Annotated in this window: 25 protein-coding genes; 9 read left to right on the top strand and 16 right to left on the bottom strand. The window is 54.9% G+C overall.

What is annotated here, in order from left to right:
• Positions 1-126: 126 nt before the first annotated feature.
• The 3 genes from kduD to B2Q93_RS00780 all read left to right on the top strand — a co-directional run bounded on the left by kduD (position 127) and on the right by B2Q93_RS00780 (position 3094).
• Positions 127-888 carry a 2-dehydro-3-deoxy-D-gluconate 5-dehydrogenase KduD gene (gene kduD / locus B2Q93_RS00790; RefSeq protein WP_046885904.1) on the top strand — a complete coding sequence of 254 codons (762 nt, stop codon included), beginning with the start codon at positions 127-129 and terminating at the stop codon, positions 886-888.
• A 94-nt stretch (positions 889-982) separates the two neighbouring features.
• Complete coding sequence (locus B2Q93_RS00785; protein ID WP_040076017.1) at positions 983-1573, top strand: metal-dependent hydrolase; 591 nt, start codon at positions 983-985, stop codon at positions 1571-1573.
• Positions 1574-1702: 129 nt separating this feature from the next.
• On the top strand, positions 1703-3094 hold the full coding sequence (locus B2Q93_RS00780; protein WP_040076018.1) for an L-cystine transporter: 1392 nt from the start codon (positions 1703-1705) through the stop codon (positions 3092-3094).
• A gap of 46 nt (positions 3095-3140) precedes the next feature.
• Here B2Q93_RS00780 and cedA read toward each other — a convergent pair whose 3' ends face one another.
• A complete protein-coding gene (gene cedA, locus B2Q93_RS00775; RefSeq protein ID WP_072039512.1) occupies positions 3141-3395 on the bottom strand; it encodes a cell division activator CedA in 255 nt (84 codons plus the stop codon).
• A 199-nt stretch (positions 3396-3594) separates the two neighbouring features.
• On the opposite strand from cedA, the gene katE reads away from it, so the two are divergent.
• Positions 3595-5853: a catalase HPII gene (katE, locus tag B2Q93_RS00770; protein ID WP_286931609.1), complete on the top strand. Its 2259-nt coding sequence runs from the start codon at positions 3595-3597 to the stop codon at positions 5851-5853.
• Positions 5854-5890: 37 nt separating this feature from the next.
• Here katE and chbG read toward each other — a convergent pair whose 3' ends face one another.
• The 7 genes from chbG to osmE form a co-directional block, all read right to left on the bottom strand.
• Positions 5891-6649, bottom strand: a complete 759-nt coding sequence (gene chbG / locus B2Q93_RS00765) for a chitin disaccharide deacetylase (protein ID WP_286931608.1) — start codon at positions 6647-6649, stop codon at positions 5891-5893.
• Between the two features lie 11 nt (positions 6650-6660).
• Positions 6661-8016, bottom strand: coding sequence for a 6-phospho-beta-glucosidase (locus tag B2Q93_RS00760; RefSeq protein ID WP_286931607.1), 1356 nt, complete (start codon positions 8014-8016; stop codon positions 6661-6663).
• Positions 8017-8120: 104 nt separating this feature from the next.
• Positions 8121-8963: a transcriptional regulator ChbR gene (gene chbR, locus B2Q93_RS00755; RefSeq protein ID WP_072039513.1), complete on the bottom strand. Its 843-nt coding sequence runs from the start codon at positions 8961-8963 to the stop codon at positions 8121-8123.
• Positions 8964-8965: 2 nt separating this feature from the next.
• Complete coding sequence (gene chbA / locus B2Q93_RS00750; protein ID WP_233802160.1) at positions 8966-9313, bottom strand: PTS N,N'-diacetylchitobiose transporter subunit IIA; 348 nt, start codon at positions 9311-9313, stop codon at positions 8966-8968.
• Positions 9314-9357: 44 nt separating this feature from the next.
• Positions 9358-10716, bottom strand: coding sequence for a PTS N,N'-diacetylchitobiose transporter subunit IIC (gene chbC / locus B2Q93_RS00745; protein ID WP_040076024.1), 1359 nt, complete (start codon positions 10714-10716; stop codon positions 9358-9360).
• Between the two features lie 82 nt (positions 10717-10798).
• Entirely contained in the window at positions 10799-11116 is a 318-nt protein-coding gene (gene chbB / locus B2Q93_RS00740; protein ID WP_040076026.1) for a PTS N,N'-diacetylchitobiose transporter subunit IIB, read from the bottom strand.
• A 269-nt stretch (positions 11117-11385) separates the two neighbouring features.
• Entirely contained in the window at positions 11386-11730 is a 345-nt protein-coding gene (gene osmE / locus B2Q93_RS00735) for an osmotically-inducible lipoprotein OsmE (RefSeq protein ID WP_040076027.1), read from the bottom strand.
• A 231-nt stretch (positions 11731-11961) separates the two neighbouring features.
• Here osmE and nadE point away from each other — a divergent pair, with 231 nt between their 5' ends.
• Entirely contained in the window at positions 11962-12789 is an 828-nt protein-coding gene (gene nadE, locus B2Q93_RS00730) for an ammonia-dependent NAD(+) synthetase (protein WP_286931606.1), read from the top strand.
• A gap of 85 nt (positions 12790-12874) precedes the next feature.
• Entirely contained in the window at positions 12875-13753 is an 879-nt protein-coding gene (gene cho / locus B2Q93_RS00725) for an excinuclease Cho (RefSeq protein ID WP_207293573.1), read from the top strand.
• Here cho and ves read toward each other — a convergent pair.
• The 7 genes from ves to astC form a co-directional block, all read right to left on the bottom strand.
• Positions 13731-14288 (bottom strand): environmental stress-induced protein Ves, encoded by a 558-nt coding sequence (gene ves / locus B2Q93_RS00720; protein WP_040076031.1) that lies wholly within the window; start codon positions 14286-14288, stop codon positions 13731-13733. The genes cho and ves overlap by 23 nt on opposite strands.
• Before the next feature lie 294 nt (positions 14289-14582).
• Positions 14583-15071 (bottom strand): ATP-independent periplasmic protein-refolding chaperone Spy, encoded by a 489-nt coding sequence (spy, locus tag B2Q93_RS00715; RefSeq protein WP_040076032.1) that lies wholly within the window; start codon positions 15069-15071, stop codon positions 14583-14585.
• A gap of 338 nt (positions 15072-15409) precedes the next feature.
• Positions 15410-16375, bottom strand: a complete 966-nt coding sequence (gene astE / locus B2Q93_RS00710) for a succinylglutamate desuccinylase (protein ID WP_286931605.1) — start codon at positions 16373-16375, stop codon at positions 15410-15412.
• Between the two features lie 10 nt (positions 16376-16385).
• Positions 16386-17711, bottom strand: coding sequence for an N-succinylarginine dihydrolase (gene astB / locus B2Q93_RS00705; protein ID WP_212477923.1), 1326 nt, complete (start codon positions 17709-17711; stop codon positions 16386-16388).
• Positions 17698-19185 (bottom strand): succinylglutamate-semialdehyde dehydrogenase, encoded by a 1488-nt coding sequence (gene astD / locus B2Q93_RS00700; RefSeq protein ID WP_046885896.1) that lies wholly within the window; start codon positions 19183-19185, stop codon positions 17698-17700. The genes astB and astD overlap by 14 nt, the downstream gene beginning before the upstream one ends.
• Complete coding sequence (gene astA, locus B2Q93_RS00695; protein ID WP_040076037.1) at positions 19182-20216, bottom strand: arginine N-succinyltransferase; 1035 nt, start codon at positions 20214-20216, stop codon at positions 19182-19184. The genes astD and astA overlap by 4 nt, the downstream gene beginning before the upstream one ends.
• Positions 20213-21433, bottom strand: coding sequence for a succinylornithine/acetylornithine transaminase (astC, locus tag B2Q93_RS00690; protein ID WP_233802174.1), 1221 nt, complete (start codon positions 21431-21433; stop codon positions 20213-20215). Before astC ends, astA begins: the two co-directional genes overlap by 4 nt.
• A 444-nt stretch (positions 21434-21877) precedes the next feature.
• Between astC and xthA the strand changes: the two genes are divergently transcribed.
• Both xthA and B2Q93_RS00680 read left to right on the top strand, forming a co-directional pair.
• Positions 21878-22684, top strand: coding sequence for an exodeoxyribonuclease III (xthA, locus tag B2Q93_RS00685; RefSeq protein ID WP_286931604.1), 807 nt, complete (start codon positions 21878-21880; stop codon positions 22682-22684).
• 10 nt (positions 22685-22694) lie between these two features.
• The gene (locus tag B2Q93_RS00680; RefSeq protein ID WP_207293567.1) at positions 22695-23114 is read left to right on the top strand and encodes a pyrimidine (deoxy)nucleoside triphosphate diphosphatase; all 420 of its coding nucleotides are present in this window, start codon (positions 22695-22697) and stop codon (positions 23112-23114) included.
• On the opposite strand, the gene B2Q93_RS00675 is transcribed toward B2Q93_RS00680, so the two are convergent.
• The gene (locus B2Q93_RS00675) at positions 23074-23325 is read right to left on the bottom strand and encodes a DUF1496 domain-containing protein (RefSeq protein WP_414672029.1); all 252 of its coding nucleotides are present in this window, start codon (positions 23323-23325) and stop codon (positions 23074-23076) included. The genes B2Q93_RS00680 and B2Q93_RS00675 overlap by 41 nt on opposite strands.
• A 260-nt stretch (positions 23326-23585) precedes the next feature.
• On the opposite strand from B2Q93_RS00675, the gene gdhA reads away from it, so the two are divergent.
• A complete protein-coding gene (gdhA, locus tag B2Q93_RS00670) occupies positions 23586-24929 on the top strand; it encodes an NADP-specific glutamate dehydrogenase (protein ID WP_286931602.1) in 1344 nt (447 codons plus the stop codon).
• Positions 24930-24949: the final 20 nt, after the last annotated feature.

Here is a 24949-nt window from a genome sequence, read left to right as displayed (position 1 = left end):
CCATGTTGCCCAGAAATGCGATCAATTTAAATATTTTAAAACGCCATTTCATTTTAGTTTGTATTTTCTATACGCCACTTCTATTCTTATCTCAGAATCACAATAACCCTACTTTCTGAGGTCAACATGATAATGGATGCCTTTAATCTTTCAGGTAAAGTGGCGATTGTCACCGGCTGCGACACGGGCTTAGGCCAGGGAATGACGCTCGGCCTGGCACAGGCAGGCTGCGACATCGTCGGCGTAAACCGCAAAATCCCGCAAGAGACCGCCGAAAAAGTCAACGCGCTGGGTCGCCGCTTTATGGCTATTCAGGCCGACCTCAGTAAGCAGGATGCCCTGGACGATATCGTCAACCAGACGGTGACGGAGATGGGCCGGGTAGATATTCTGGTCAATAACGCCGGAACTATCCGCCGGGAAGATGCCCTTAACTTTAGCGAAAAAGATTGGGACGAGGTCATGAACCTGAACCTGAAGTCGGTCTTTTTCCTCTCGCAAGCCGTGGCGCGGCAGTTTATTCGCCAGGGTAAGGGCGGCAAAATCATTAATATCGCGTCGATGCTCTCCTTCCAGGGCGGTATCCGGGTGCCCTCATATACGGCCTCTAAAAGTGGCGTACTGGGTATTACACGACTGCTGGCCAACGAATGGGCAACGCAGGGAATTAACGTTAACGCGATTGCACCCGGTTATATGGCAACCAATAATACGCAGCAACTGCGCGATGATGCGCAGCGCAGCAAAGAGATTCTTGATCGTATTCCCGCCGGTCGCTGGGGTACGCCCGCCGACCTGCAAGGGCCCGTCGTGTTTTTAGCCTCGTCGGCCTCCGACTATATTAATGGTCATACTCTGGCAGTAGACGGCGGCTGGCTGGCGCGTTAAGCGCAATTTGTGACAAAGGGTTACAACGTCACCTCTTCCGTCTACTGTATAAAAACCCTATACTGGATGAATCGACAGTTTAGTGGGTTTTATCATGACGGCGGAAGGTCATCTGCTTTTTTCTCTCGCCTGCGCAGTGTTTGCCAAAAACGCTGAGCTTACGCCTGTGCTGGCGCAGGGCGACTGGTGGCATATTGTGCCCTCCGCGGTACTGACCTGTCTGCTTCCGGATATCGATCACCCAAAATCGCTCCTGGGGCAGCGCCTCAAGTGGATCTCAAAGCCGGTGGCCCGCATGTTTGGTCACCGGGGCTTTACCCACAGCCTGCTGGCGGTTTTCATCGCTCTTACCCTTTTTTATTTAAAAGTACCTGAAGACTGGATTATCCCCGCGGATGCCATTCAGGGGATGGTACTCGGTTATCTCAGCCATATCCTTGCGGATATGCTCACCCCGGCCGGCGTTCCGCTGCTCTGGCCCTGCCGCTGGCGTTTTCGCCTGCCTATTCTGGCGCCGCAAAAAGGCAACCAGCTTGAGCGCGTGCTCTGCATGGCGCTCTTCGCATGGGCGGTGTGGATGCCGCAAACCTTGCCCGATAATGGTGCAGTGCGGTGGTCATCGCAGATGATCAATTCCCTGCAAATGCAGTTCAATCGCTTTATTCATCACCAGATTGAACAATAAACCAACGTTATTGGTCGGTTTGGCATAATCCATTCCATTTGGATATAAGAGACCTGGTTCACATCTGCTACCCTTGCGCCAACAGGATCGGGCTGACGTCCGATCTGATAATAAATCAGGAGAACGGGGATGAACTTTCCATTAATCGCGAACATCGTGGTGTTCGTAGTCTTGCTATTGCTGCTGGCGCAAACGCGTCATCGTCAGTGGAGCCTGGCCAAAAAGGTGCTGGTAGGTCTGGTAATGGGTGTGGTATTTGGCCTGGCGTTGCAGGCTATTTACGGTGCCGCCAACCCGGTACTGAAAGACTCCATCCAGTGGTTTAACATTGTCGGTAACGGCTACGTTCAACTACTGCAAATGATCGTAATGCCGCTGGTCTTTGCCTCTATTCTGAGCGCGGTTGCGCGTCTGCATAACGCCTCTCAGTTGGGTAAAATCAGCTTCCTGACCATCGGTACGCTGCTGTTTACCACGCTGATTGCCGCGCTCGTGGGTGTGCTGGTCACCAACCTCTTCGGCCTGACTGCCGAAGGTCTGGTACAGGGTACGGCCGAAACCGCACGTCTGACGGCGATCGAAACAAACTACGCGGGCAAAGTGGCCGACCTGACCGTGCCGCAAATGCTGCTCTCTTTCGTGCCTAAAAATCCGTTTGCCGATCTGACGGGTGCGAGCCCGACGTCGATCATCAGCGTGGTGATCTTCGCGGCGTTCCTGGGCGTGGCCGCCCTCAAGCTGTTGAAAGAAGATGCGCCGAAAGGTCAGCGTGTTATCACCGCTATCGATACCCTGCAGAGCTGGGTGATGAAGCTGGTCCGTCTGGTGATGCAGTTGACGCCATACGGCGTCCTGGCTTTGATGACCAAAGTGGTTGCCGGTTCAAATATGGCAGACATCATTAAGCTGGGTAGCTTCGTTGTCGCCTCGTATCTGGGCCTGGGTATTATGTTTGTGGTTCACGGGATCCTGCTGGGCGTGAACGGCGTGAGCCCGCTGAAATATTTCCGCAAAGTCTGGCCGGTTCTGACCTTCGCGTTCACCAGCCGCTCCAGCGCAGCCTCTATTCCGCTGAACGTTGAAGCGCAGACCCGTCGTCTGGGCGTACCGGAATCTATCGCCAGCTTCTCTGCCTCCTTTGGTGCCACCATTGGTCAGAATGGCTGTGCGGGTCTTTATCCGGCGATGCTGGCAGTGATGGTGGCTCCAACCGTCGGGATTAACCCGCTGGATCCCGTCTGGATTGCAACGCTGGTAGGTATCGTCACCATCAGCTCCGCAGGCGTAGCCGGCGTGGGTGGCGGTGCGACCTTCGCCGCACTGATTGTTCTGCCTGCACTGGGCCTGCCGGTCACGCTGGTTGCCCTGCTCATCTCTGTAGAGCCCCTGATCGACATGGGCCGTACCGCCCTGAACGTGAGTGGTTCTATGACTGCCGGTACGCTGACCAGCCAGTGGCTGAAACAGACCGATAAAGAGATTCTGGAGAGCGACGACAACGCCGAACTGGCGCACCGTTAATCGCTAACAGCATAAAAAAAACCGCCTTCGGGCGGTTTTTTTATGGCTACTCTTTTAACTCATTTTCCTGACGTACCTGTGTCGCCCAGCGCTGGGCCGACTCTGGCACGGTAAACGGTGGGGAACGACGAAAATGCTCCCCCATCAGCACAAACGCCACATATTTGCCGCGCAATAGCCAGACATCACGAAACCCCTCCATTTTAGTGGCATGGTCAGGCGGGGCGGGTTCCACGCGGGGTACGTAGCTAATGACAGGACGGTTTTGTTGGCGAAGTGGTTTCATAAGCGACTGGTTCACTAAAGCAAATTCAAGAATCAGTAAAATCCTATCATAGCTGATTGCCCCTCCTGCGTCGTGCCTTGCGTGCCTTTTACTCCCACTTGAACAGCGAGATATCACGCTCTAACCGGGATTATTACGCCTCTTGTTCTATAGTTAATAGGTTTTGATGCCAATAAAAAAGGCTTTTCAGCAATGAAAACAGGAGACGAGAGTAATGTCGCAGAGTGATAATCCCCATAAACCCCATCAATCTCCAGTTCACAACGAAAACGAAGCAAAACCCGGACTGGACTCGCTGGCGCCGGAGGACGGCTCTCACCGGCCCACGGCTGCCCCAACCGCACCAGGAGAACAACCCACTGCGCCAGGGAGCCTGAAGGCACCGCACACGGGTAACGAAAAGCTCAACGCGCTGGAGTGCCAGCGTAAAAATGGCGAGAACTTTCCGCTAACGACCAATCAGGGCGTACGTATCGCCGACGATCAAAACTCCCTGCGCGCCGGTAGCCGCGGCCCCACGCTGCTGGAAGATTTTATCCTGCGCGAGAAGATCACCCATTTCGACCACGAGCGCATTCCGGAGCGTATCGTGCATGCGCGCGGCTCGGCAGCGCACGGTTATTTCCAGCCCTATAAAAGCCTGAGCGACCTGACCAAAGCGGATTTTCTCTCCGACCCCGATAAGATCACCCCGGTATTCGTACGATTTTCAACGGTACAGGGCGGTGCAGGCTCCGCCGATACGGTGCGTGATATCCGCGGGTTCGCCACCAAATTTTATACCGACGAAGGTATCTTTGACCTGGTGGGCAATAACACGCCGATCTTCTTTATTCAGGACGCGCATAAGTTTCCCGACTTCGTCCATGCCGTTAAACCCGAGCCACACTGGGCCATTCCCCAGGGACAGAGCGCCCATGACACCTTCTGGGATTATGTTTCTCTGCAGCCGGAAACCCTGCACAACGTGATGTGGGCGATGTCCGATCGCGGTATCCCGCGTAGCTATCGCACCATGGAAGGTTTTGGCATCCACACCTTCCGGCTGATTAACGCCGAAGGTAAAGCCACGTTTGTTCGCTTCCACTGGAAGCCCGTAGCGGGTAAAGCCTCTCTGGTCTGGGATGAGGCGCAAAAACTGACGGGGCGCGATCCGGATTTCCATCGCCGTGAATTGTGGGAAGCCATCGAAGCGGGCGATTATCCGGAGTATGAACTGGGCTTCCAGCTCATCCCGGAAGAAGATGAGTTCAAATATGATTTTGACCTGCTGGATCCTACCAAGCTGATTCCTGAAGAGCTGGTGCCGGTGCAACGCGTCGGCAAAATGGTCCTTAACCGTAACCCGGATAACTTCTTCGCCGAAAACGAACAGGCTGCTTTCCATCCTGGCCACATCGTACCGGGGCTGGACTTCACTAACGACCCGCTTTTGCAGGGGCGTCTGTTCTCCTATACCGATACGCAGATCAGCCGCCTGGGTGGACCTAACTTCCACGAGATCCCGATTAATCGCCCGACCTGCCCGTACCACAACTTCCAGCGCGATGGCATGCACCGTCAGGATATCGATACCAACCCGGCCAACTATGAACCGAACTCGATTAACGATAACTGGCCGCGCGAAACCCCTCCAGGCCCAAAACGCGGCGGCTTCGAGTCATATCAGGAGCGCGTTGAGGGTCATAAAGTGCGTGAGCGCAGCCCCTCCTTTGGCGAATATTATGCCCACCCTCGCCTCTTCTGGCAGAGTCAAACGCCGGTAGAGCAGCAGCATATTATTGGTGCCTTCAGTTTCGAGCTGAGCAAGGTGGTTCGGGCCTATATCCGGGAGCGGGTCGTGGATCAACTGGCCCACATTGATATCACGCTTGCCCAGGGGGTCGCTGAAAATCTGGGGATTACCCTCACTGAAGCACAGCGCAACATTGCGCCGCCGAAGGACGTCAACAACCTGAAAAAGGATCCCAGCCTCAGCCTTTATGCGGTGCCGGGCGGCGATATTAAAGGTCGTGTGGTTGGCGTACTGCTGAATGATAAAACCCGTTCGTCGGATCTACTGGCGGTGTTACAGGCCCTCAAGTCCCGGGGGGTTCATGCAAAGCTGCTCTACGCCCGCATGGGTGAAGTGACGGCTGACGACGGCTCTACCCTGCCGATAGCCGCGACCTTTGCCGGTGCGCCTTCCTTGACGGTAGATGCCGTGGTGGTGCCATGTGGTGATATTCAAAGCCTGTTGAATAATGGCGATGCGCAATATTACCTGCTGGAGGCCTATAAGCATCTTAAACCTATCGCGCTGGCGGGCGATGCGCGACAGTTTAAAGCGCTGCTTAAGGTTGCGGATCAGGGTGAAGAGGGCATTGTGGAAGGTGACAGCGCAGATAGCGCCTTCACCGATCAGCTTTTGAATCTGCTGGCCGCGCACCGTGTCTGGTCACGTAGCAACAAGATAGCCGCTATTCCGGCATAAAAAGAGCCGGGTGGTGATGCCACCCGGCTTTGTTTTTTTACAGGTCGTTAAAGGTTCCCAGTCGATATCCGCGCTCGGCAATCGCAGTTTTCAGTGACGCCGAGGTCAATACCTCCAGCTCATCCAGTCGCGGCCAGCAATAGGCGCTTTTACGCAGAGTATTGTCGATCAGGGCCGGATGCGCCATCACCTCCAGACTTCGCTCCCCCTTCTGCGCCGAATCATCAAGCGTTTGCAAGAACAGCGCCTCGTCGATGGCATCGCCATAGAACGCGCTGCTGAAGCCGTCGGTAGTCGGCGGCAACGCCGGCAACGTCGCTTTAAAGGCGGCCTCCTGACGATCCACCCGCATCGCCACCCCTTTACGGCGAGCAAATTCAGCCACCAGCGGGAAAATCGCCGGGATCATGTGCACATGGTGGTGGCTGTCGATATGCGTCGGCGAACGACCGAAGAGATCGACAAAGCGGTTGAACTGACACTCCAGCTCTTTGGCAATCTCCTCAAGCGGCAGGCCGCCCTGCTCAGCCATTTCCCAGATCCATTTTCCAAGCTCCCCTTCGCGCGCCAGGCCAGGCATTGCGGTCAGGGGCCTGCCTAACGTCAGGACGAAGTGCATCCCGACGCCCAGAGCAGGCAGGTCACGACTCAGGGCAACGGCGTGCTCAATTGCCTCAGCATTCATCATGGCGGTGGTAGAGGTCACCACGCCATGCCGGCAGGCTTCCACGATGCCGTAGTTCTGCCCTTTCGACAGACCAAAATCATCGGCGTTGACGATCAGCAGATTTTCCATTGCACGCCCTCTTAATGCTGTTCGCTCTTGAGCTTATCGATGGTTGCTGCAAAATTTGGCAGCCATTTTTCATGGGCCAGAATCATATCACGTGCCAGTTTTTCAGCATCGCGATCCGAGTGCACCAACGGGCTGAGGTTCATCGCCAGTAGCACATCGTTGAACTCGCCACTCAGCGCCGCCTGGCTTGCCGCCACCTCAAAGCCCTTGATGGTGTGAATAAGCCCCATCACTTTATCGTCGAAGCGGGTGATACGTGGGTGCGGTTTTGCGCCGTCACGCCCCAGGATGCAGGTCATTTCTACCGCCCAGTCAGCCGGAATATTTTCAACGTGACCATGATGCGGAATGTTCACGTAATGTTCGGCCTGCTTATCGTTATAGATAGCGTTGATCACTTCGCAGGCCGCGTCGGAGTAATAGGCGCCGCCGCGCTGCTCCAGTTCTTTCGGCTTAATGTTCAGTTGCGGATCTTTATACAGCTCGAACAGCTGTTTTTCGACCTTCTGCACCACCTGCGCACGTGCCCCGCCTTTGTAGTACTCGCCCATTTCGATGGCCAGCATCTCTTTCTGCTTGAAGTAGTAGAGCAGATACGAGCAAGGCAGCAGATTCAGGGAGCGAATCAGCCCTTCGCTGAACGGCAGGTCGAAGATATTTTTCACCGAGCCAGCCTTAAGATTGCCGCTGGCTACGCCGTCCAGCAGCTCGGCAAAGCGCGACTGCCCGTTTACCAGCACATCGCGGATAAAGACCATATGGTTCAGACCAAAGAGGTCGATAGAGAGCGCATCGCTCTCCTTAAGCGCCAGCACGTCGCTTATGAACATCTTCATACCGATGGGAATATTACAGACACCAATAAAGCGTTTGAAATCGGTATGACGATAGACCGCTTCGGTGACCATGCCGGCCGGATTGGTAAAGTTAATCACCCACGCGTTCGGGCAGATCGCCTGCACATCTTTGATGATGTCGAAGACCACCGGAATGGTGCGCAGCCCCTTGAACAGCCCGCCCGCACCGTTGGTCTCTTGTCCGAGGTAGCCGTAACTCAGCGGCAGACGCTCGTCCAGCTCACGCGCTTTGAGCTGGCCTACGCGCAACTGGGTGGTGACGAAGTCGGCGTCTTTTAGTGCCTCACGGCGATCCAGCGTTTTATGCACCGTCATAGGTACGCCAGCTTTTTTCACCATCCGCTGGCAGAGGTCAAAAATAATATTCAGCTTCTCCTGCCCCTCTTCCACATCGACCAGCCATAATTCACTGACCGGCAGTTCGTGGTAACGCTTAATAAAGCCTTCAAGTAATTCCGGGGTATAACTGCTGCCGCCGCCGATCGTCACTACTTTTAATTTCTTCTGCATATTATTCTCCCTGGGAGAGCCGCCCGTTAAGTATAGCGCTCCCTTCCCACCAGTTATGGGCAAGTTTTTGAAATCGATATTCCCGGCGGCAGATCCGCCGGCGTTTAATTGATTACCGTCAGGTTTTTGCGATAGCTATTAGGTGTAAATGAGGTGAATTTTTTAAACGTCTTTATAAACAGACTGGGACTACTATAACCCGACTCATAAGCAATATCCGTCACTGAGTAGTTGGTTATTTCCAGCTGCTTCTTGGCGAAATTAATGCGAATTTCATTAATAATCTGCACCGGCGTCTTACGATAATAGCGCTGAGTCGCACGGGTGAGATATTCTTGTGATTTACCGGAGAGTTGCACCATATTTTCCAGCGCGTTTTCGCCAAACTTGAGTTTATCGTGCATCACCTCAACGGTGGTGCGCAGCCACTGGGGAATATCATCCGCCACCTGCTGCTCTTCGCGATGGTGGCGCAGGCGGTTGATGACGTAAAAGGTGACGGTTTCGATAAACTCATCAAATTCACTGTCGCGAAAATTTAGCGATGCAATCACCGTTTCGATCCAGGTCAGGAACTCTGCTTTGATGTGATAAATCTGCGAGGCGACAAAGCAGAACGGCAGAAGCGGCAGGTAATGCGTTTCGAAAAAGCGCTTGCTGATCCCCACGTTGAGAATACGCGTGGCGCCAAAATCGTAGAAGCTCTGGTGATGTGAGCCCATCGGGATAAAAACAAAATCACCGCGCTCCAGTAGTACCCGCTTGCCGTTGATCTCCTGATAGTAACGGCCGGTCAGCACAATGGTGAATTCATAGTAGTCATGCTGATGCAAACCACTGATGCTCTCAACCTTGTTGTAGATGAACACGTGAAAATTTTTGCCATTGAACAGTTGCTGCTCACGTGCGGTTTTGATCTCCATCGCGCTGACCTCCTGCCTGTCCATACTTACTGAATTTTTTCGTGAAGATCGATGAGTTCGGTGACCAGCTCGCGGGCAAGCATTGAGGTCATCAGATGATCCTGGGCATGTACCAGCACCAGGCTCACTTTCATTTTACCTTCACCCTGATCGCCTTCAATCAGTTTAGTTTGTACCAAATGCGCTTCATTCAGCGCCAGGCGCGACTGGTCCATCATCGCACGCGCAGCGGCAAAATCGCCCTGCTTAGCCTGCTTCAGCGCGGCATACGCCAGGCTGCGCGCTTGCCCTGAGTTGATAATGAGGCCCATCACCACCTCTTCCAGATCGTTTTCAACGACCTCTTCTGCCACGACGTTATCCAAATCAAACATGCTCTTCTCCTTTACAGGCGCGAGTTACCCCGCGCCAGTCGACATCAGAATTTCAGTGCGAGGGCGATCTCTTCTTCGCTCTCTTCTTCATCAATGGTGGTCTGCGCTTTGTTGGCAATGGCCACGAACGGCATATAAAGCAGGGTTGCCACCCCAAGGTTAAACATCGCCAACAGGAAGGCCGCTACGCTGCCGTTGGTGTTGAAGAACGCACCCAGACCAGCGGGCATCGTCCACGGCGCGATGTTGGTCACCGGTGGGATAATGCCTAAGTAGTAGGCGGTCAGAGTGATGGCCGCCAGCAGCGGCTGAACAAGGATAAAAGGTATAAACATCACCGGGTTCATAATGATCGGCAGACCAAACAGAATCGGCTCGTTAATCTGGAAGATCCCGGATGGCAGCGCCAGTTTCGCCACCTGACGATGGTCAGCGCGGCGTGAAGTGATAAAGACCGCGATGATCAGGCCAAGCGTAGCACCGGTGCCCCCCAGGAAGATGTAGGAGTCGAGCATCGGTTTCGCCCATACATGGAAGGTTTTCCCGGCTGCCAGTGCCGCATCTACGGAGCCATACTGCTGATACAGCGCCACGTTTTCCAGCGCCCACGGGGTCATGATGCCGCTGTCGAGTGCCGCCAGCGCCAGCGAGCCATGCACGCCAAAGAACCACAGCAACGAGGTGAAAATAACGTAAGCCCAGCCGACTACACCGCCCATCGATGCCAGCGGCGTAGAGATGGTATCCATGATGATCTGGTGGAAGTTCGTCCCCCAGTGCGACAACGCCCAGGCAAGGGTGCCCATTATAGAAAGAATGATGAAGCCCGGGATCAGCGCTGAGAATGAGCGTGACACCGATGCCGGCACGCTATCGGGTAATCTAATGACCCAGTTACGACGAATAATAAAGGTAAAGAGTTCGGCAACTACCAGCCCGATGACGATACCGGAGATAATATTGGCGCCACCCAGCCAGTTCGCGCCTACCGCATAGGCTTCGCCAACGCTATAGGGCGTGACGGTCATAAAGGCAGCAACAGATAACAGCCCCGCCGCCAGCGAGTCCACTTTACGTTCTTCAGCCAGCGCCATCCCAATAAAAAAAGGGGCCATCAGCGACATAATACCCAGCGTACCGTTATATACATTGCCGCCGATGGCTTTGAAACCATTTAACGTTTCAATGGTTGAGGGGTCTAACCGAACACCTAATGAGTAGAAAAATGAGCCATCGCCAAAACTTAGAAAAACGTTATTAATTAAAACGAACATGGCACCGGCCAGCGTTAACGGCATTAATTTAATAAAACCGTTTTTGATGGCGTTGACATGGGGTTGCTTTCCTATTTTAACTGCAAAAGGAAGGAGTACCTTTTCAAGTGCACCAATGACTCTACTCATAGAAAAATACCCTTAAATGCCGCAATAAAATTGCGGCGTAAGTGAGTGTGAAATTGCTCTTTGACGGGAAAAAAATAAAATTTTAATTTGCAGCTTTTTTAATCGCTGCAACGGCAGCTTTAAGAACACCTAAACCATCAACTTTGCCGTACAGCGCAGAGTCGATCACTTCTACCGGCTTATTGGGTAATAAACGCTGGATTTCTGGCAGCATATAAGCAATTTGCGGGCCGAGCAGAACGACATCGGCGTTAACGCCCTTCTCGCCTGCCAGGGTCTCCGGAAATGCTTCGATGATGACCGGTACTTCGTACTTCTCCGCCTGCGCACGCATTTTTGACACTAACAGTGACGTTGACATGCCCGCAGAACAAAACAGATAGATGTGTTTCTTTTCCATCCCAACTTCCCTCTTATATGGCTACCCGATGGGTGACAACGCCAGCCTCCACTTTCCTCGGTGTATCGTTGACGTTTCGGTATGGCATGAGTATACGGCAACCGCTATGCCGGTAATAATCCTAAGAGGTTTATAATTGTCTCTCATTGACCTGGCGTAATGATTACCTTCACATTTCAGGCAAATAATTCGCGTGGAGAATTAAGCGTCGGCGGGATGTAAAAAAACCGGCGCAGTGGCCGGTTTGTATCAGAGCTAAGGAGAGTGCCTTACTGGGCTTTAGGAGCCTGCGGGTCAGTATCGTATTCCGCACAGGTCTGGTAGCCCGAATTGATCACGTGACCGGTATCGTCCAGGGCAACAAAGTAAGTTTCTGCTTTACCATTACGTTGACCCAGGATGTATGTCTGGCAGGTACCGCGTGCATGAATCATTGAAACTTCTGAAGAAGGTTTGCCGGCTACCTGCGCAACCTGCGCACGGCTCATCCCTTTCTTAACGTCTTTAACAACAGGCTGTGTGAACTGGTCCGTTGTACGGTCATACGCCGTACAGCCTGCCAGCATAGTCAGTACCGCCGCTGCACCCAACATTCCTGCGATGTTCTTGTTCATATTCCGTCCTCTTGTTTATCAGCGTGTTAGATAAGCCTGGAATATAAAATTACTTTTTTCAACCCCGGACAGCCCAGCGCGGCTTTTTAGGAAAATTCTAATAAAACAGCGATTAGCAGCAAAATCGCGTGCTTTTGCCACAGTGATAACAGGGATCCTTGTCGTTTTACGCCTGACGGGGTAATTTTAACGAATCATTCATTAAGCGAATTCACGAAACGGAGGGGCTAAATGGCTCTGCAACAAGAGATTATTCAAGCGCTCGGGGTCAAACCGACGATCAACGCGGAAGATGAAATCCGTCGTAGCGTCGATTTTCTGAAAACCTATCTGAAAACCTACCCCTTCATTAAGACGCTGGTGCTGGGCATCAGCGGCGGTCAGGACTCCACGCTGGCGGGTAAACTGAGTCAGCAGGCCATCACGGAATTGCGTGATGAAACCGGCGACGCCACGCTGCAGTTTATCGCCGTACGCCTGCCCTATGGCGTGCAATTCGATGAGCAGGATTGCCAGGATGCACTCAACTTTATCCAGCCGGATCGGGTATTGACCGTCAATATTAAAGAATCGGTGCTGGTCAGTGAAAAAGCGCTGCGCGATGCCGGTATTGAGCTAAGCGATTTTGTTCGCGGTAACGAAAAGGCCCGCGAGCGAATGAAAGCGCAGTACAGCATTGCCGGTATGACCAAAGGGATCGTCGTTGGGACCGACCACGCCGCCGAAGCGCTGACCGGTTTCTTCACCAAATACGGTGATGGCGGTACAGACATCAACCCGCTGTTCCGTCTTAACAAGCGCCAGGGTAAACAGCTGCTGGCCGCACTGGGCTGTCCGGAGCATCTGTACAAAAAAGCCCCAACCGCCGACCTGGAAGACGATCGCCCTTCCCTGCCGGACGAAGCCGCGCTGGGCGTAACCTATGAAAACATTGATGATTATCTGGAAGGCAAGGTTCTCGACGAGGGAACTGCGCGCATTATCGAAGGCTGGTATGTGAAGACGGAGCATAAACGTCGCCCACCTATCACGCCATTTGACGACTTCTGGAAACGATAAATTCCTGCAGGCGGCGTAAGCCGCCTCTTTTTTAACCAGCGACAGGCTGCTACACTGTATACCTGAACAGTATCAGGAGTAAGTTGTGAGCAGGCGTCAATCCGCACCGCGTCTCGAATTTGAAGCGGCTGCTATCTATGAATACCCCGAACATTTGCGCCCCTGGCTGGAAGCGTTACCCAAGCAGCCCGGCGTTTACTTTTTCCATGGCGAGAGCGATGCCATGCCGCTGTACATAGGTAAAAGCGTCAATATTCGCAGCCGGGTCCTGTCGCATCTGCGTACCCCGGAAGAGGCCGCGATGTTACGTCAGTCCCGGCGCATTAGCTGGACGCAGACCGCCGGTGAGCTCGGTGCGCTGCTGCTGGAAGCGCGCCTGATTAAAGAGCAGCAGCCGCTCTTTAACAAACGGCTGCGCCGTAACCGGCAGCTCTGCTCGCTGCATATCAGCGAGGGGAAACCGCAGGTGGTATATGCCCGTGAAGTCGATTTCTCGCATACGCCCAATCTCTACGGCCTCTTTGCTAACCGCCGTGCGGCGTTACAAACTCTGCAAAGCCTCGCCGATACGGAGAAGCTCTGTTACGGCCTGTTGGGGCTGGAGTCCTTAACCCGCGGGCGCGCCTGCTTTCGCTCAGCGCTAAAACGCTGCGCGGGTGCCTGCTGCGGCAAAGAGAGCGTGGAGGATCATCAGCAACGGCTGCTGACGGGGCTGGAAAACATTGGCGTAACCTGCTGGCCGTGGGACAGTGCCATTGCGCTTAAAGAGTCGCGAGAGGGGATGACCCATTATCATATCATCCACAACTGGCTCTGGCTGGGCGCAGTGAATTCGCTGGACGAGGCGCCGGAGTTGCTCCGCACGCCTGCGGGGTTCGATCAGGATGGGTATAAGATCCTCTGTAAACCGCTGCTCTCCGGCAGTTATGAGATCACCCCCCTTAATGACCGGGTAGCCAAATAATTTCGCTAAACAGCAGCTTGCCTTCGTCCTTCAGTAAACGCAGGGTATGTCGGCCTTCCTGCCACCATGCCCCCTGATCGGCGGTCAGAAGCTTGTCACCCATCTGCCATGCGCCGCTGATGACAAAGACTACGCCCCCGCGCGAGGCAAAGGTCGTAAAGGTGCGATCGGCCACCCGCACTTTGGCCCGACAGCGGTCACGTCGGGTCATAATATTGAAATCCATCGACATCTGCCCTTCAGTGAGCTTCGCTTTTACCGGCGTATCACCTGCAAAGCTGAAGGGTTGATGGCGACGTAGCCTGTGGTTAAACGCATGGCCCCCATCGAGAGCGACCTCCCCCCCTTCCAGTAGCGTAATGACCCGGTCAACGCCCGGAAAGAGAGAGAACTCACCATTACCGGCAATGGACGCGATACTGGCCCGCCAGGTAAAGTCACGGGTCGCCGGAGGCAAACAACAAATTTCTCGCGTCTCTCCGGCGCCATTACGCCAAAGATTGACCGGCATTTTACGGATATCGAAAAACTCCATCACCACTCCTGAATGGCGCAACACGCACCAGAGCGGCCGTTTACCACGGTCGCTGAATTGATTGTTATCGTTAGTTGGTTTACTACAGACGTAGTATCGGCAAGCGTGCTTACAGATTTTAGGCTGGTCAGGAAAAATTTCTGGCCATAAGTGTAAGTACATTCAAGCCGTTACAGGAGAATACCGCGCTTCTGGCGGCTTACAAGAGGGCGGTAAAGAAAAAAACCGCCGGACCTGTCCACAGCGAATTCGCTTTTGTGAACAGGACTCCGGCGGTCTTAAGGAGGGGGCCGATTATTCGGCAGGTGCTGGCATTTTACCTTCTGGTGCGCGACGTTCTGTCAGACGCTTCTCAAAATTGGCATTGAACTGTTTTTTCTGTTCAGGCGTCAGAATGTTGTAAATCTTGTTCTGTGTTTCCATGTGCGCCAGCATACGGGCTTTGTGCTGCTCGGCCATTTTATCGATCTGCGCTTCTGCTTTCGCTTTATCGAAGGAGTCGCTGGCGATGATGTCGTGCATTGCGCGACGCTCTTCCAGAGGTGGACGCTTCATCTGGTCGCGCTGGCTTTTCATGATGTCGCGCACCTGCTGTTTCTGCGCGTCGGTCAGATTCAGGTCTTTAAACATCATATCGTGATGCATGCCCGGCTTGCCTTTATGGTGCATCATTTTGCCTTCAGTCGGCGCCGCGGTCGTTGTGGCGGTATCCGCTGCGAACGCCATGCTGGTAGCGCCCAGAGCTAGGGTAGAAGCAACAAACAGTGCAGTTAATTTACGCATAATCTTGTCCTTTCTTTCAGTTATTCTTCGGCGCTATGCCGTGTTGACGAGATAAACTTTACGGGGTTTATCGTCAATAAATCAGAGCAACAGTAAAACTGTGAAAGTGTAAAAAACAATATTTGTTCAATTGTGAAGGAAATAAGGATAAACCGTGGATAGATGAAACAAAAATAATCATATGAATGATTTTAAAGGAATTATGGAGAAGTATAGCGGCATGGCGTTTAATAATAAAGCAATTATCCAGGAATAATCCGTATAAAAAATCTGGCGCATTAAAGATCAATCAAAATAAACGCAACGATGAATGACCGCCCCTTTCGGGGCAGCCGTTATCAGCTTATTTTTTCCAGCATTAATCCTGCGCGCAGCCCAAAGGCAACCGAGGGGTTTGGAAAGAGCACATACTCGGTCGACTTTTGCACCTCGTAGCGCTCCTCACCATCTTCCGCCAGCAGCACGCCCCGACGAAACGGGGTAAAGTTCAGCGTATGTGCCGCCATATGCAGGCGAAAGGCGTCGCTGCGGCGGGTGATTTGTTGCACCACCCGATAACGCTCCACCTCGCCTGCCTGTCGGGTCGGCGTTTTTCCGCTTAATAGTGCCTGCAGGGCCTGCTGAGTGACAGCAAACAGGCGAAGATCGTTATGCCCAAACGGCAGGGCTTTCCCGAGTTCCAAAGTACAGGCCAGCGCACCAAAGCGTTCACAGCTGAAATGGGTAAAGGTTCCGCCCGGAGTCTGATGGAACACCAGCGCCTCCAGCCCTGCATCCCCCAGCCACCCCAGAAATACCTCATCCCAGGGGGCGTCCCGCTGGGGCAACACCCCAAAGCGCACGTGGTAAGAGGCGCGGATCGCGGTATGCAGATCCAGATGCCAGCGATCATCCCCTGCATCGGCAAAGAATTCAGCTACACACTGTTCCAGCACCTGGGCCCGGGCGGTATCTTCCCCAGGCGGAAACTGCGTCCAGCGTCCACCAAACATGCGGTTGATATCCCACTCCAGATAGCGCTTATTCGCCACCAGCGCCAGCGGATGGCCGAAGATCACCAGCAGACGACAGCTCAGCATCATTTCGCCGCGGAACAGGGCGCTAAGTAAGGCATCGACGATTTCAACCGGTGCCGTCTCATTGCCATGGATCCCTGACGAAAGCACCAGCGAACGCGTGGTCTGTGTCTCAGGGGTCAATTCCACCACGCCTGGCGCCAGCCAGCGCCAGTGAAACGAAGGGCCGGTGCCCGCATGCTGGGCCGGTGACTCCGCCGCCAGCGTCAGGGCCAACAGGTTTTCCATCTCGCCTCCTTTATTGCTGGAACGGATAGACCGAACCGAGCTGTAAAATTCGGGTTAAGGCATCCAGCGCCTCGCGCCCTTCACGCAACAATTGCGGATCAACCAGATCGGCCTGGGTTAAGCGATCGCGATAGTAGCGATCCACCCAGTCATTAAGTGTGTTGAACAGGGTTTCATTCATCATCACCGCCGGGTTGACCGCCTGCTGTTGCTCTGGCGTGAGGACGACCCGCAACCGCAGGCATGCCGGGCCGCCGCCGTTCGCCATGCTTTCGCGAAGGTCAAATACGCGCAATTCGCTGATGGGGTTGTCCCCTTCCAGCAAGGTATTCAGGTAATGCCAAACGCCAGCATGAAGTTGCGACTCCTGCGGTAGCACCAGCATCATGCTGCCGTCGTCTTTACTCAGAAGCTGGCTGTTAAAGAGATAGGTGGCCACGGCATCCGCGACCGAGACCGCCTTTGTGGGCACCTCCAGCGGGGTAAAGCCCGGCACGCGGCTGCGAAGGATCCCGAACAGCGCCTGCTGATCCACAAACGCCTGTTCGTGGCAAAACAGTACCTGACGGTTGGAGACGGCAATCACGTCGTTATGGAATACCCCGTGGTCAATCACCTCAGGATTTTGCTGGGCGAAAATCAGCTGACCCGGATTGACCTGATTCAGCCGGGCCACCGCCTGGCTCGCCGCCAGGGTCTGACGAGCGGGATAGCGTGACGGAGTGGCATACCCGGATTCATCGCGGCCATAGACGAAGAGCTGAATACCCGGTTCGCCATACTCCCCTCCCAGTCGGTTATGGTTGGCTGCCCCTTCGTCTCCAAACATCGCCACCTGCGGCAGGGCGTCATGAACGCTAAAGTGCGTTCTGTCGCGGAAAATCGACCGTAGCAACTGTTCAGTGGTTCGCGCTTCGGTGGCGCGGTGGAATTTGTTATTGAGGTTAGCCACGGTGAGATGCACTTTGCCGTCGAGCGTATCGGCAGAGGGCGCCACGGTGGCGGCATTAGCCACCCACATCGCCGACGCGGAACTGGCGGCGGAGAGCAGATCCGGATACAAAGTGCCTGCTTTCTCTACGACCTGCTCGTCAGTCCCGCTGAAGCCAAGCTGGCGCAAAACGGCCACGTTTGGCCGCTCATGAGGAGGGATCACCCCCTGCGGAAACCCGGCGTCAGCCAGGGCTTTCATTTTGAGCAACCCCTGTTTCGCCGCCAGACGAGGATTTGAGATCTGGAAACGGTGTTTGGTTGAGGCTTCATTCCCAAAAGAGAGCCCGGCATAGTGGTGGGTCAGCCCGACCAGGCCGTCAAAATTGACTTCACGCGCTTTCATGGCGCTTCCCCTGTGTAAAATCGAGGCCCGGATTGAGCTGCTCTGGCAGCGCGATGGTTTCCGTTTCCAGGCTCGCCATCGGCCACGAGCAGTAATCTGCGGCGTACCAGGCGCTGGCGCGATGGTTGCCAGAGGCACCCACGCCGCCAAACGGCGCGGTACTGGCGGCACCGGTAAGGGGTTTGTTCCAGTTGACGATCCCGGCCCGGGCTTCCAGCAACAGCTGGTCAAACTTTTCACGATCCGGGGAGATCAACCCGCTCGACAGGCCATAGCGGGTGGCATTAGCCATGGCGATGGCTTCATCGAAGGTGTCATAACGCCAGACGCACAGCAGGGGGCCAAAGACCTCTTCATCCGCCACGCTCTGCACGCCGCTCATCTCGACGATAGCTGGCGTCAATAAAGAGGTACCCGCTTTTACCCGTCGCGGATCCAGTAACGAGGTCCCGCCCTTCGCAACATGCTCGCGCCAGGCGTTATACACCTGTATAGCTGCCTGCTCAGAGATTAGGCCGCCGATAAACGGTTGATCCAGAGCATCCCACTCGCCGGGTATCAGCGTTGACGATACCTCTACCAGGCGCGCCAGAAACGCATCCCCCTGCGCACCGCGTTTTACCAGCAGGCGACGCGCGCAGGTACAGCGCTGGCCCGCCGTAATAAAGGCGGACTGAATGGTAAGGTGGACGGCGGCATCAATATCGGCGGGCTCATCAACGATCAGGGGGTTATTGCCGCCCATCTCCAGCGCGAGAATTTTTTCCGGCTGTCCTGCCAGCTGACGGTGCAGCTGATACCCGGTGCCGGCGCTGCCCGTAAACAGCAGGCCATCCACGTCGCGAAGACCACTCAGCGCCTGGCCCGTTTCCCGCCCCCCCTGCACAAGGTTCAACACGCCCGGCGGCAAACCGGCTTGCTCCCACAGCTTAACCACCGCTTCGCCCGTCCAGGGGGTCAGTTCACTGGGTTTGAAGATCAGGGTATTACCCGCCAACAGCGCCGGAACGATGTGTCCGTTCGGCAGGTGGCCGGGGAAGTTATAGGGGCCGAACACCGCCAGCACCCCATGAGGACGATGGCGCAGGGTTGCCGCGCCGTCTGCCATCTCGGTGCGTTGCTCGCCAGTACGGGTATGGTAGGCCTTCACCGAGATGGCCACTTTATTGATCATCGCCGTGATTTCGGTCGCTGCTTCCCAGCGCGGTTTCCCGGTTTCGCGAGCAATGATGCTCGTCAGTTCAGTTTTATTGGCTTCCAGTAGTCCGGCGAATTTTTCCGCAATGCTCTGGCGCGCGGTAAAGGGCAACCTGGCCCAGGCCGGGAAGGCCGCCCGCGCGGCACGGCAGGCCTGCTCAACCTGCTCCGGGCTGGCGTCGTTGCCCTGCCAGAGGGTCTCTTGTCCAACCGGATTGGTTTTCGTGCGTTTTTCTCCCGCGCCGGTGACCCAGTCGCCGTTAATCCATAAAGTCATGCTGTTTTCTCCTCAGGACACAGACGCACCATGCGGATACGGTCGCCTGCGTGGCATTTCAGGGCATCCAGTTGCGCGGCGGTGAGCACCAGACGTTCGCAGTCGGGATCCACGCGAATCAGCGTGGCGCGAAAATGGTCATACTGTTCGTTGGCGACCAGACAGGCTGGCCACTCGCCCGGTGCAGGCTGGCCTTCGGCCACCTCCACCAGCCGACTTTTACGAATCGCGCGCACCCGATCGATATCGCACTCGAGCGTTGGCCCGCCGTCGAAAATGTCCACATAGTTACAGTAGCGGAATCCCTCTTTTTCCAGCACCGCACGGGCCGGCGCGGTTTGCGGATGCACTTCGCCAATCACCGCCTGCGCCTCTTCGCTAAGGAAGTGGGTATAGATCGGGTGTTTGGGCATCAGCTCAGCGATAAAGGCTTTTTGCCCGGTGCCGCACAGGTAGTCAGCGCGGCTGAATTCCATGGAAAAGAAGCGCTCGCCGAGGCTTTTCCAGAACGGAGAGAAACCCGTTTCGTCGATCACGCCGCGCATCTCAGCTACCACTTTGTCATTGAAGCGATCGCGGAAGGCCGCCATGAACATAAAACGCGATTTAGAGAGCAGGTAGCCATTGCCCTCCTTGCGCCAGGCGGGATCGAGAAACAAGGTACAAAGTTCACTGCTGCCGGTGTGATCGTTACTGAGAAATAGCGTCGGCAGTGCGTTATAGACGTTCAGCTCTTTCGAGGCATGAACCAGGGTACCTACGCGGTAGTTGTACCAGGGATCGTTGAGCCCCACCGCCACTTCAATGGCGCAGATCCCCGCCACGGTGCCGGTTTCGCACTCTTCCAGCACAAAGACATAGCCCTGTTCACCTTTCGGCACCGTCCCTTGCCAGGTTTGAATGGCACGCTCGATACGCGCCAACAGCGTCTGTTCATCGGCAGGCAACGAGGTCAACCCACCGCCTGTTTTACCGGCAAGCTGCATGAGCGCAGGGAGATCCTCACGTTCAACGGGACGGATAACCATCATGATGACACCCCGGACTTCACACGTTCACAGGCCTGCGCAAACCGGTCTAACCCGGTTTGCACCTCTTCGGTGCTCACAATCAGCGCGGGGGCAAAACGCACCACGTTGGCCCCGGCAATTAACACCATGACCCCCGCTTTTGCCGCTTCCTGTGAAATCAATTTCGCTTTTCCGGCGTACTCCTCGGTTAGCACACAGCCAATCAGCAGGCCAAGGCCACGAATCTCCTTAAAGAGGCCGGTCTGATTGTTGATGGCCGTGAGACGCTCAACAAACCAGTCATGACGCTGTTTCACGCCATTCAACACCTCTGGCGTATTGATAATATCCAGCACCTGCCCGGCCACCGCAGTAGCCAGTGGGTTACCGCCATAGGTTGTGCCATGCGTCCCCACGCCCATGACGCTGGCGAATTTATTGGTGGTCAGCATCGCCCCAATCGGGAAGCCGCCGCCGAGCGCCTTGGCGGTAGAGACTACATCTGGCGTTACACCGTAGTGCATATAGGCATACAACTCACCGGTACGGCCGACGCCGGTCTGTACTTCATCAAAGATCAGCACCGCGTTGTGACGATCGCAGAGTTCGCGTAACCCCTGCAGGAACGCTTTGTCTGCCGGTAACACGCCCCCCTCCCCCTGCATCGGCTCAACGATCACCGCGCAGGTCATGTCGTCGATCAGATCCCGGGCTGAGTTCAGATCGTTATAGACGCCGTGGCGAATGTCCGGCGGCAGCGGTGCAAAATCCTGAGAATAAGAGGGCTGCCCGCCGGCACTGACGGTAAATAGCGTGCGGCCATGGAACGCGTTTTTGAACGCGACGATCCCGCTTTTCTGGCTGCCAAAGTGGTCGTGGGCATATTTGCGCGCCAGCTTCAGCGCCGCCTCGTTGGCTTCGGCGCCCGAGTTACAGAAGAACACTTTCTCCGCGAAGGTGGCGTCGATCAACTTCTTCGCCAGACGCAACGCCGGCTCGTTGGTATAGCCATTTCCCGTATGCCAAAACCTGGCCGCCTGCTCGTTCAGGGTCTGACGCAATGCCGGGTGCGCATGGCCCAGTGCGTTAACCGCAATCCCGCCGGCAAAGTCGATATACTCTTTACCCTGCTGATCCCACAGACGTGAACCCTCTCCCCGCACCGGAATAAAAGCCGCCGGCGCATAAACCGGCATCATCCATTCATCGAAATTTTCACGCGTAATTGACAGAGACATAGCGACCTCATCCGGTAAATAAAAGGTTATTTAGATGTTAAGTATTTGAGTGTTTGCGCTGTAAATGTAGATTGCACTGTTCGTGCCAGCTAGCGATAAAAGTGCATAAAAGGGAGGTGTAAACGTAAAATCAACAAGTTACGTCGAGTCGTTATTCATTATTTTTGCATAAATAGTGAATATTTTCGCAACAAGCGCGGGTTTGCCGGATGAAAAATAGTAATATTATTCATTTGCCAAATATAATTCTGGAATTGTGATCCCTCGCGAAATTACTTAACTCTTTACGCGCTTTTATTGGGCAAGCTGCGCCTAAAAAGTGCAAAACTTGCACCATTATTTACATCTATCGCCGTTATCGGTTTTTCCCTGCTGGCGGTGGCAGTCAGTCGCGCTAAATTCTGCTACCATCCTTGCACTATTCACCTTGCACTGGCAGCGACTATGAAATTTGTCTCATTTAATATCAACGGCCTGCGCGCCCGTCCCCATCAACTGGCAGCCATCGTCGAACAACACCAGCCCGACGTCATTGGTCTGCAGGAGACAAAAGTTCACGACGATATGTTCCCCCTCGAAGAGGTGGCAAAACTGGGCTATAACGTCTTTTATCACGGGCAAAAAGGTCACTACGGCGTGGCGCTGCTGACCAAAGAGACGCCAGTTTCTGTTCGTCGTGGCTTCCCGGACGATGACGGTGAGGCGCAACGCCGCATCATCATGGCAGAACTGCCTTCGCCGATGGGAAACATCACGGTTATCAATGGCTATTTCCCACAGGGCGAAAGCCGCGACCACCCGACCAAGTTCCCGGCTAAAGAGAAGTTCTATCAGGATCTCCAGCGTTATCTTGAAACTGAGCTGCAGAAAGAAAACCCGGTGCTAATCATGGGTGACATCAATATTAGCCCGACGGACCTTGATATCGGCATTGGCGAAGAGAGCCGCAAACGCTGGCTGCGCGCCGGTAAATGCTCCTTCCTGCCGGAAGAGCGCGATTGGATGGGTCGCCTGCTGGACTGGGGTTTGGTAGACACTTTCCGCCACGCCCACCCGGAAACCCAGGATCGCTTCTCGTGGTTCGACTACCGTTCCAAAGGTTTTGATGACAACCGCGGTCTGCGCATCGATGTGCTGCTGGCAAGCCATCCGCTGGCGGAACGTTGTATCGACACCGGGATTGATTACGCCATCCGCGGCATGGAAAAACCGTCTGACCATGCGCCGGTCTGGGCGAAGTTTGATCTGTAAGCTCACCGCGATGAAGGTCAAAACAATTGACGTCGTCTGCGCCATCCTCGAACGGGATGGCCAGATTTTGCTGGCCCAGCGGCCAGAGCATGCCGATCAGGCGGGAATGTGGGAACTGGCCGGGGGCAAAGTGGAACCGGGTGAAACGCAGCAAGAGGCTCTGATTCGCGAGCTGCGTGAGGAACTCGCCATTGAGGTTCAGCCAGGCGACTATGTTGCCAGCCACCAGCGGGAAGTCTCCCGCCGGCTGATCCACCTGCACGCCTGGCACGTGCCGCACTTTAGCGGCACCCCGGTGGCGCACTATCACACCCAGCTGGTGTGGTGTACCCCACGGCAGGCGTTGACTTACAACCTTGCGCCCGCGGATGTCCCGCTGCTGGAAGCCTTTATTCTTTCACACGACGCCACACCAGTGGATTCGTACTGATTGTCCGTTCGTCGCGCTGACACTGTAACAATACCCCGTCAGCGCGAACCACCGCCCCCTCCGAATAGTTCTGATCCTGATAGATACAACACATGTTGCACGGCTGCGCCCGCTGCCCGCCAGAGCTGAACACTTCCGGCGGCACGTTCACGTCGATATCCGGGCGCAGACGTTGCTCGGCATAACTGCTGAGAGAGAAAAGCCCGAGCATGGCGGCAATTATTAATCGATTCATTGACGTTTCATCCTGTTTTGTCCTCTTAACACTATAACGGACAGTCACTCGCAAGCTTTAACCCTTTCCATCATCGTTTTTTATTATGACCCGGGGCGGATGATGAATTTCCCTGGATGGGGAAATTTTCACTTGCGTCACAAACTGGTACGAGTGATATAGTCGAAAACCACAACACATCACAGATAAAACCGTCAAAAAGATAATAATACTATTTATAAGAGGAACTTATACTTATGGACCAGGTATGCTCTCTGGAATCGTTTCTGAATTCTGTTCAACAGCGCGACCCGCATCAGAGTGAGTTTTCGCAGGCCGTTCGCGAAGTGATGACCACCCTGTGGCCGTTCCTTGAACAGAACCCACGCTATCGTCAGATGTCCCTGCTGGAGCGTCTGGTTGAGCCTGAGCGCGTAATTCAGTTCCGCGTGGTCTGGGTGGATGACCGCAATCAGGTACAGGTTAACCGTGCGTGGCGTGTACAGTTCAACTCGGCAATTGGTCCGTTTAAGGGCGGCATGCGATTCCATCCCTCCGTTAACCTCTCCATTCTTAAGTTCCTCGGTTTTGAACAAACCTTTAAAAACGCCCTCACCACCCTGCCGATGGGCGGCGGGAAAGGCGGCAGCGATTTCGATCCGAAAGGCAAAAGTGAAGGTGAGGTCATGCGATTCTGCCAGGCGCTGATGACTGAACTTTATCGTCACCTGGGGCCGGACACCGACGTACCGGCCGGGGATATCGGCGTAGGCGGACGCGAAGTGGGCTTTATGGCCGGGATGATGAAAAAACTCTCCAATAACAGCGCCTGCGTGTTTACCGGCAAAGGTCTCTCCTTCGGCGGCAGCCTGATCCGTCCGGAAGCCACCGGCTATGGTCTGGTCTATTTCACCCAGGCGATGTTACAGCGCCATGGTCTGAGCTTTGAAGGGATGCGCGTGGCGGTCTCTGGCTCGGGGAACGTGGCTCAGTATGCCATTGAGAAAGCGATGGAGTTTGGCGCACGGGTCATCACCGCCTCTGACTCCAGCGGCACCGTAGTTGATGAAGCCGGTTTTACTGCCGAGAAGCTGGCACGTCTTTGCGAAATTAAAGCCAGCCGCGATGGCCGTGTGGCCGATTATGCCCGCGAATTTGGGCTGACCTATCTTGAGGGTAAACAGCCATGGGCCGTGCCGGTGGATATCGCCCTGCCGTGTGCCACCCAGAATGAACTGGATATCGATGCCGCGCGTCAGCTGGTGGCAAACGGCGTGAAAGCGGTAGCGGAAGGGGCCAACATGCCCACCACCATCGAAGCGACCGATCTGTTCCTGGAGGCGGGTGTACTCTTTGCGCCGGGTAAAGCGGCTAACGCCGGCGGCGTGGCGACGTCAGGTCTTGAGATGGCGCAAAACGCCGCGCGGATGGGCTGGAAAGCCGAAAAAGTGGATGCGCGCCTGCACCACATCATGCTGGATATTCACCACGCCTGCGTCGAGTACGGCGGTGAAGAGAAACAGACTAACTACGTACGCGGGGCAAATATCGCCGGGTTCGTAAAGGTCGCCGATGCGATGATGGGCCAGGGAGTGATTTAAATTCTCTAAAATGGCAGACG

The sequence above is a fragment of the Leclercia sp. UBA5958 genome, from assembly GCF_002430365.1.
GTDB lineage: Bacteria > Pseudomonadota > Gammaproteobacteria > Enterobacterales > Enterobacteriaceae > Enterobacter > Enterobacter pneumoniae.
The sequence above is the reverse complement of the archived record's forward strand: the minus strand, read 5'-3'. Positions and strand labels throughout refer to the sequence as shown.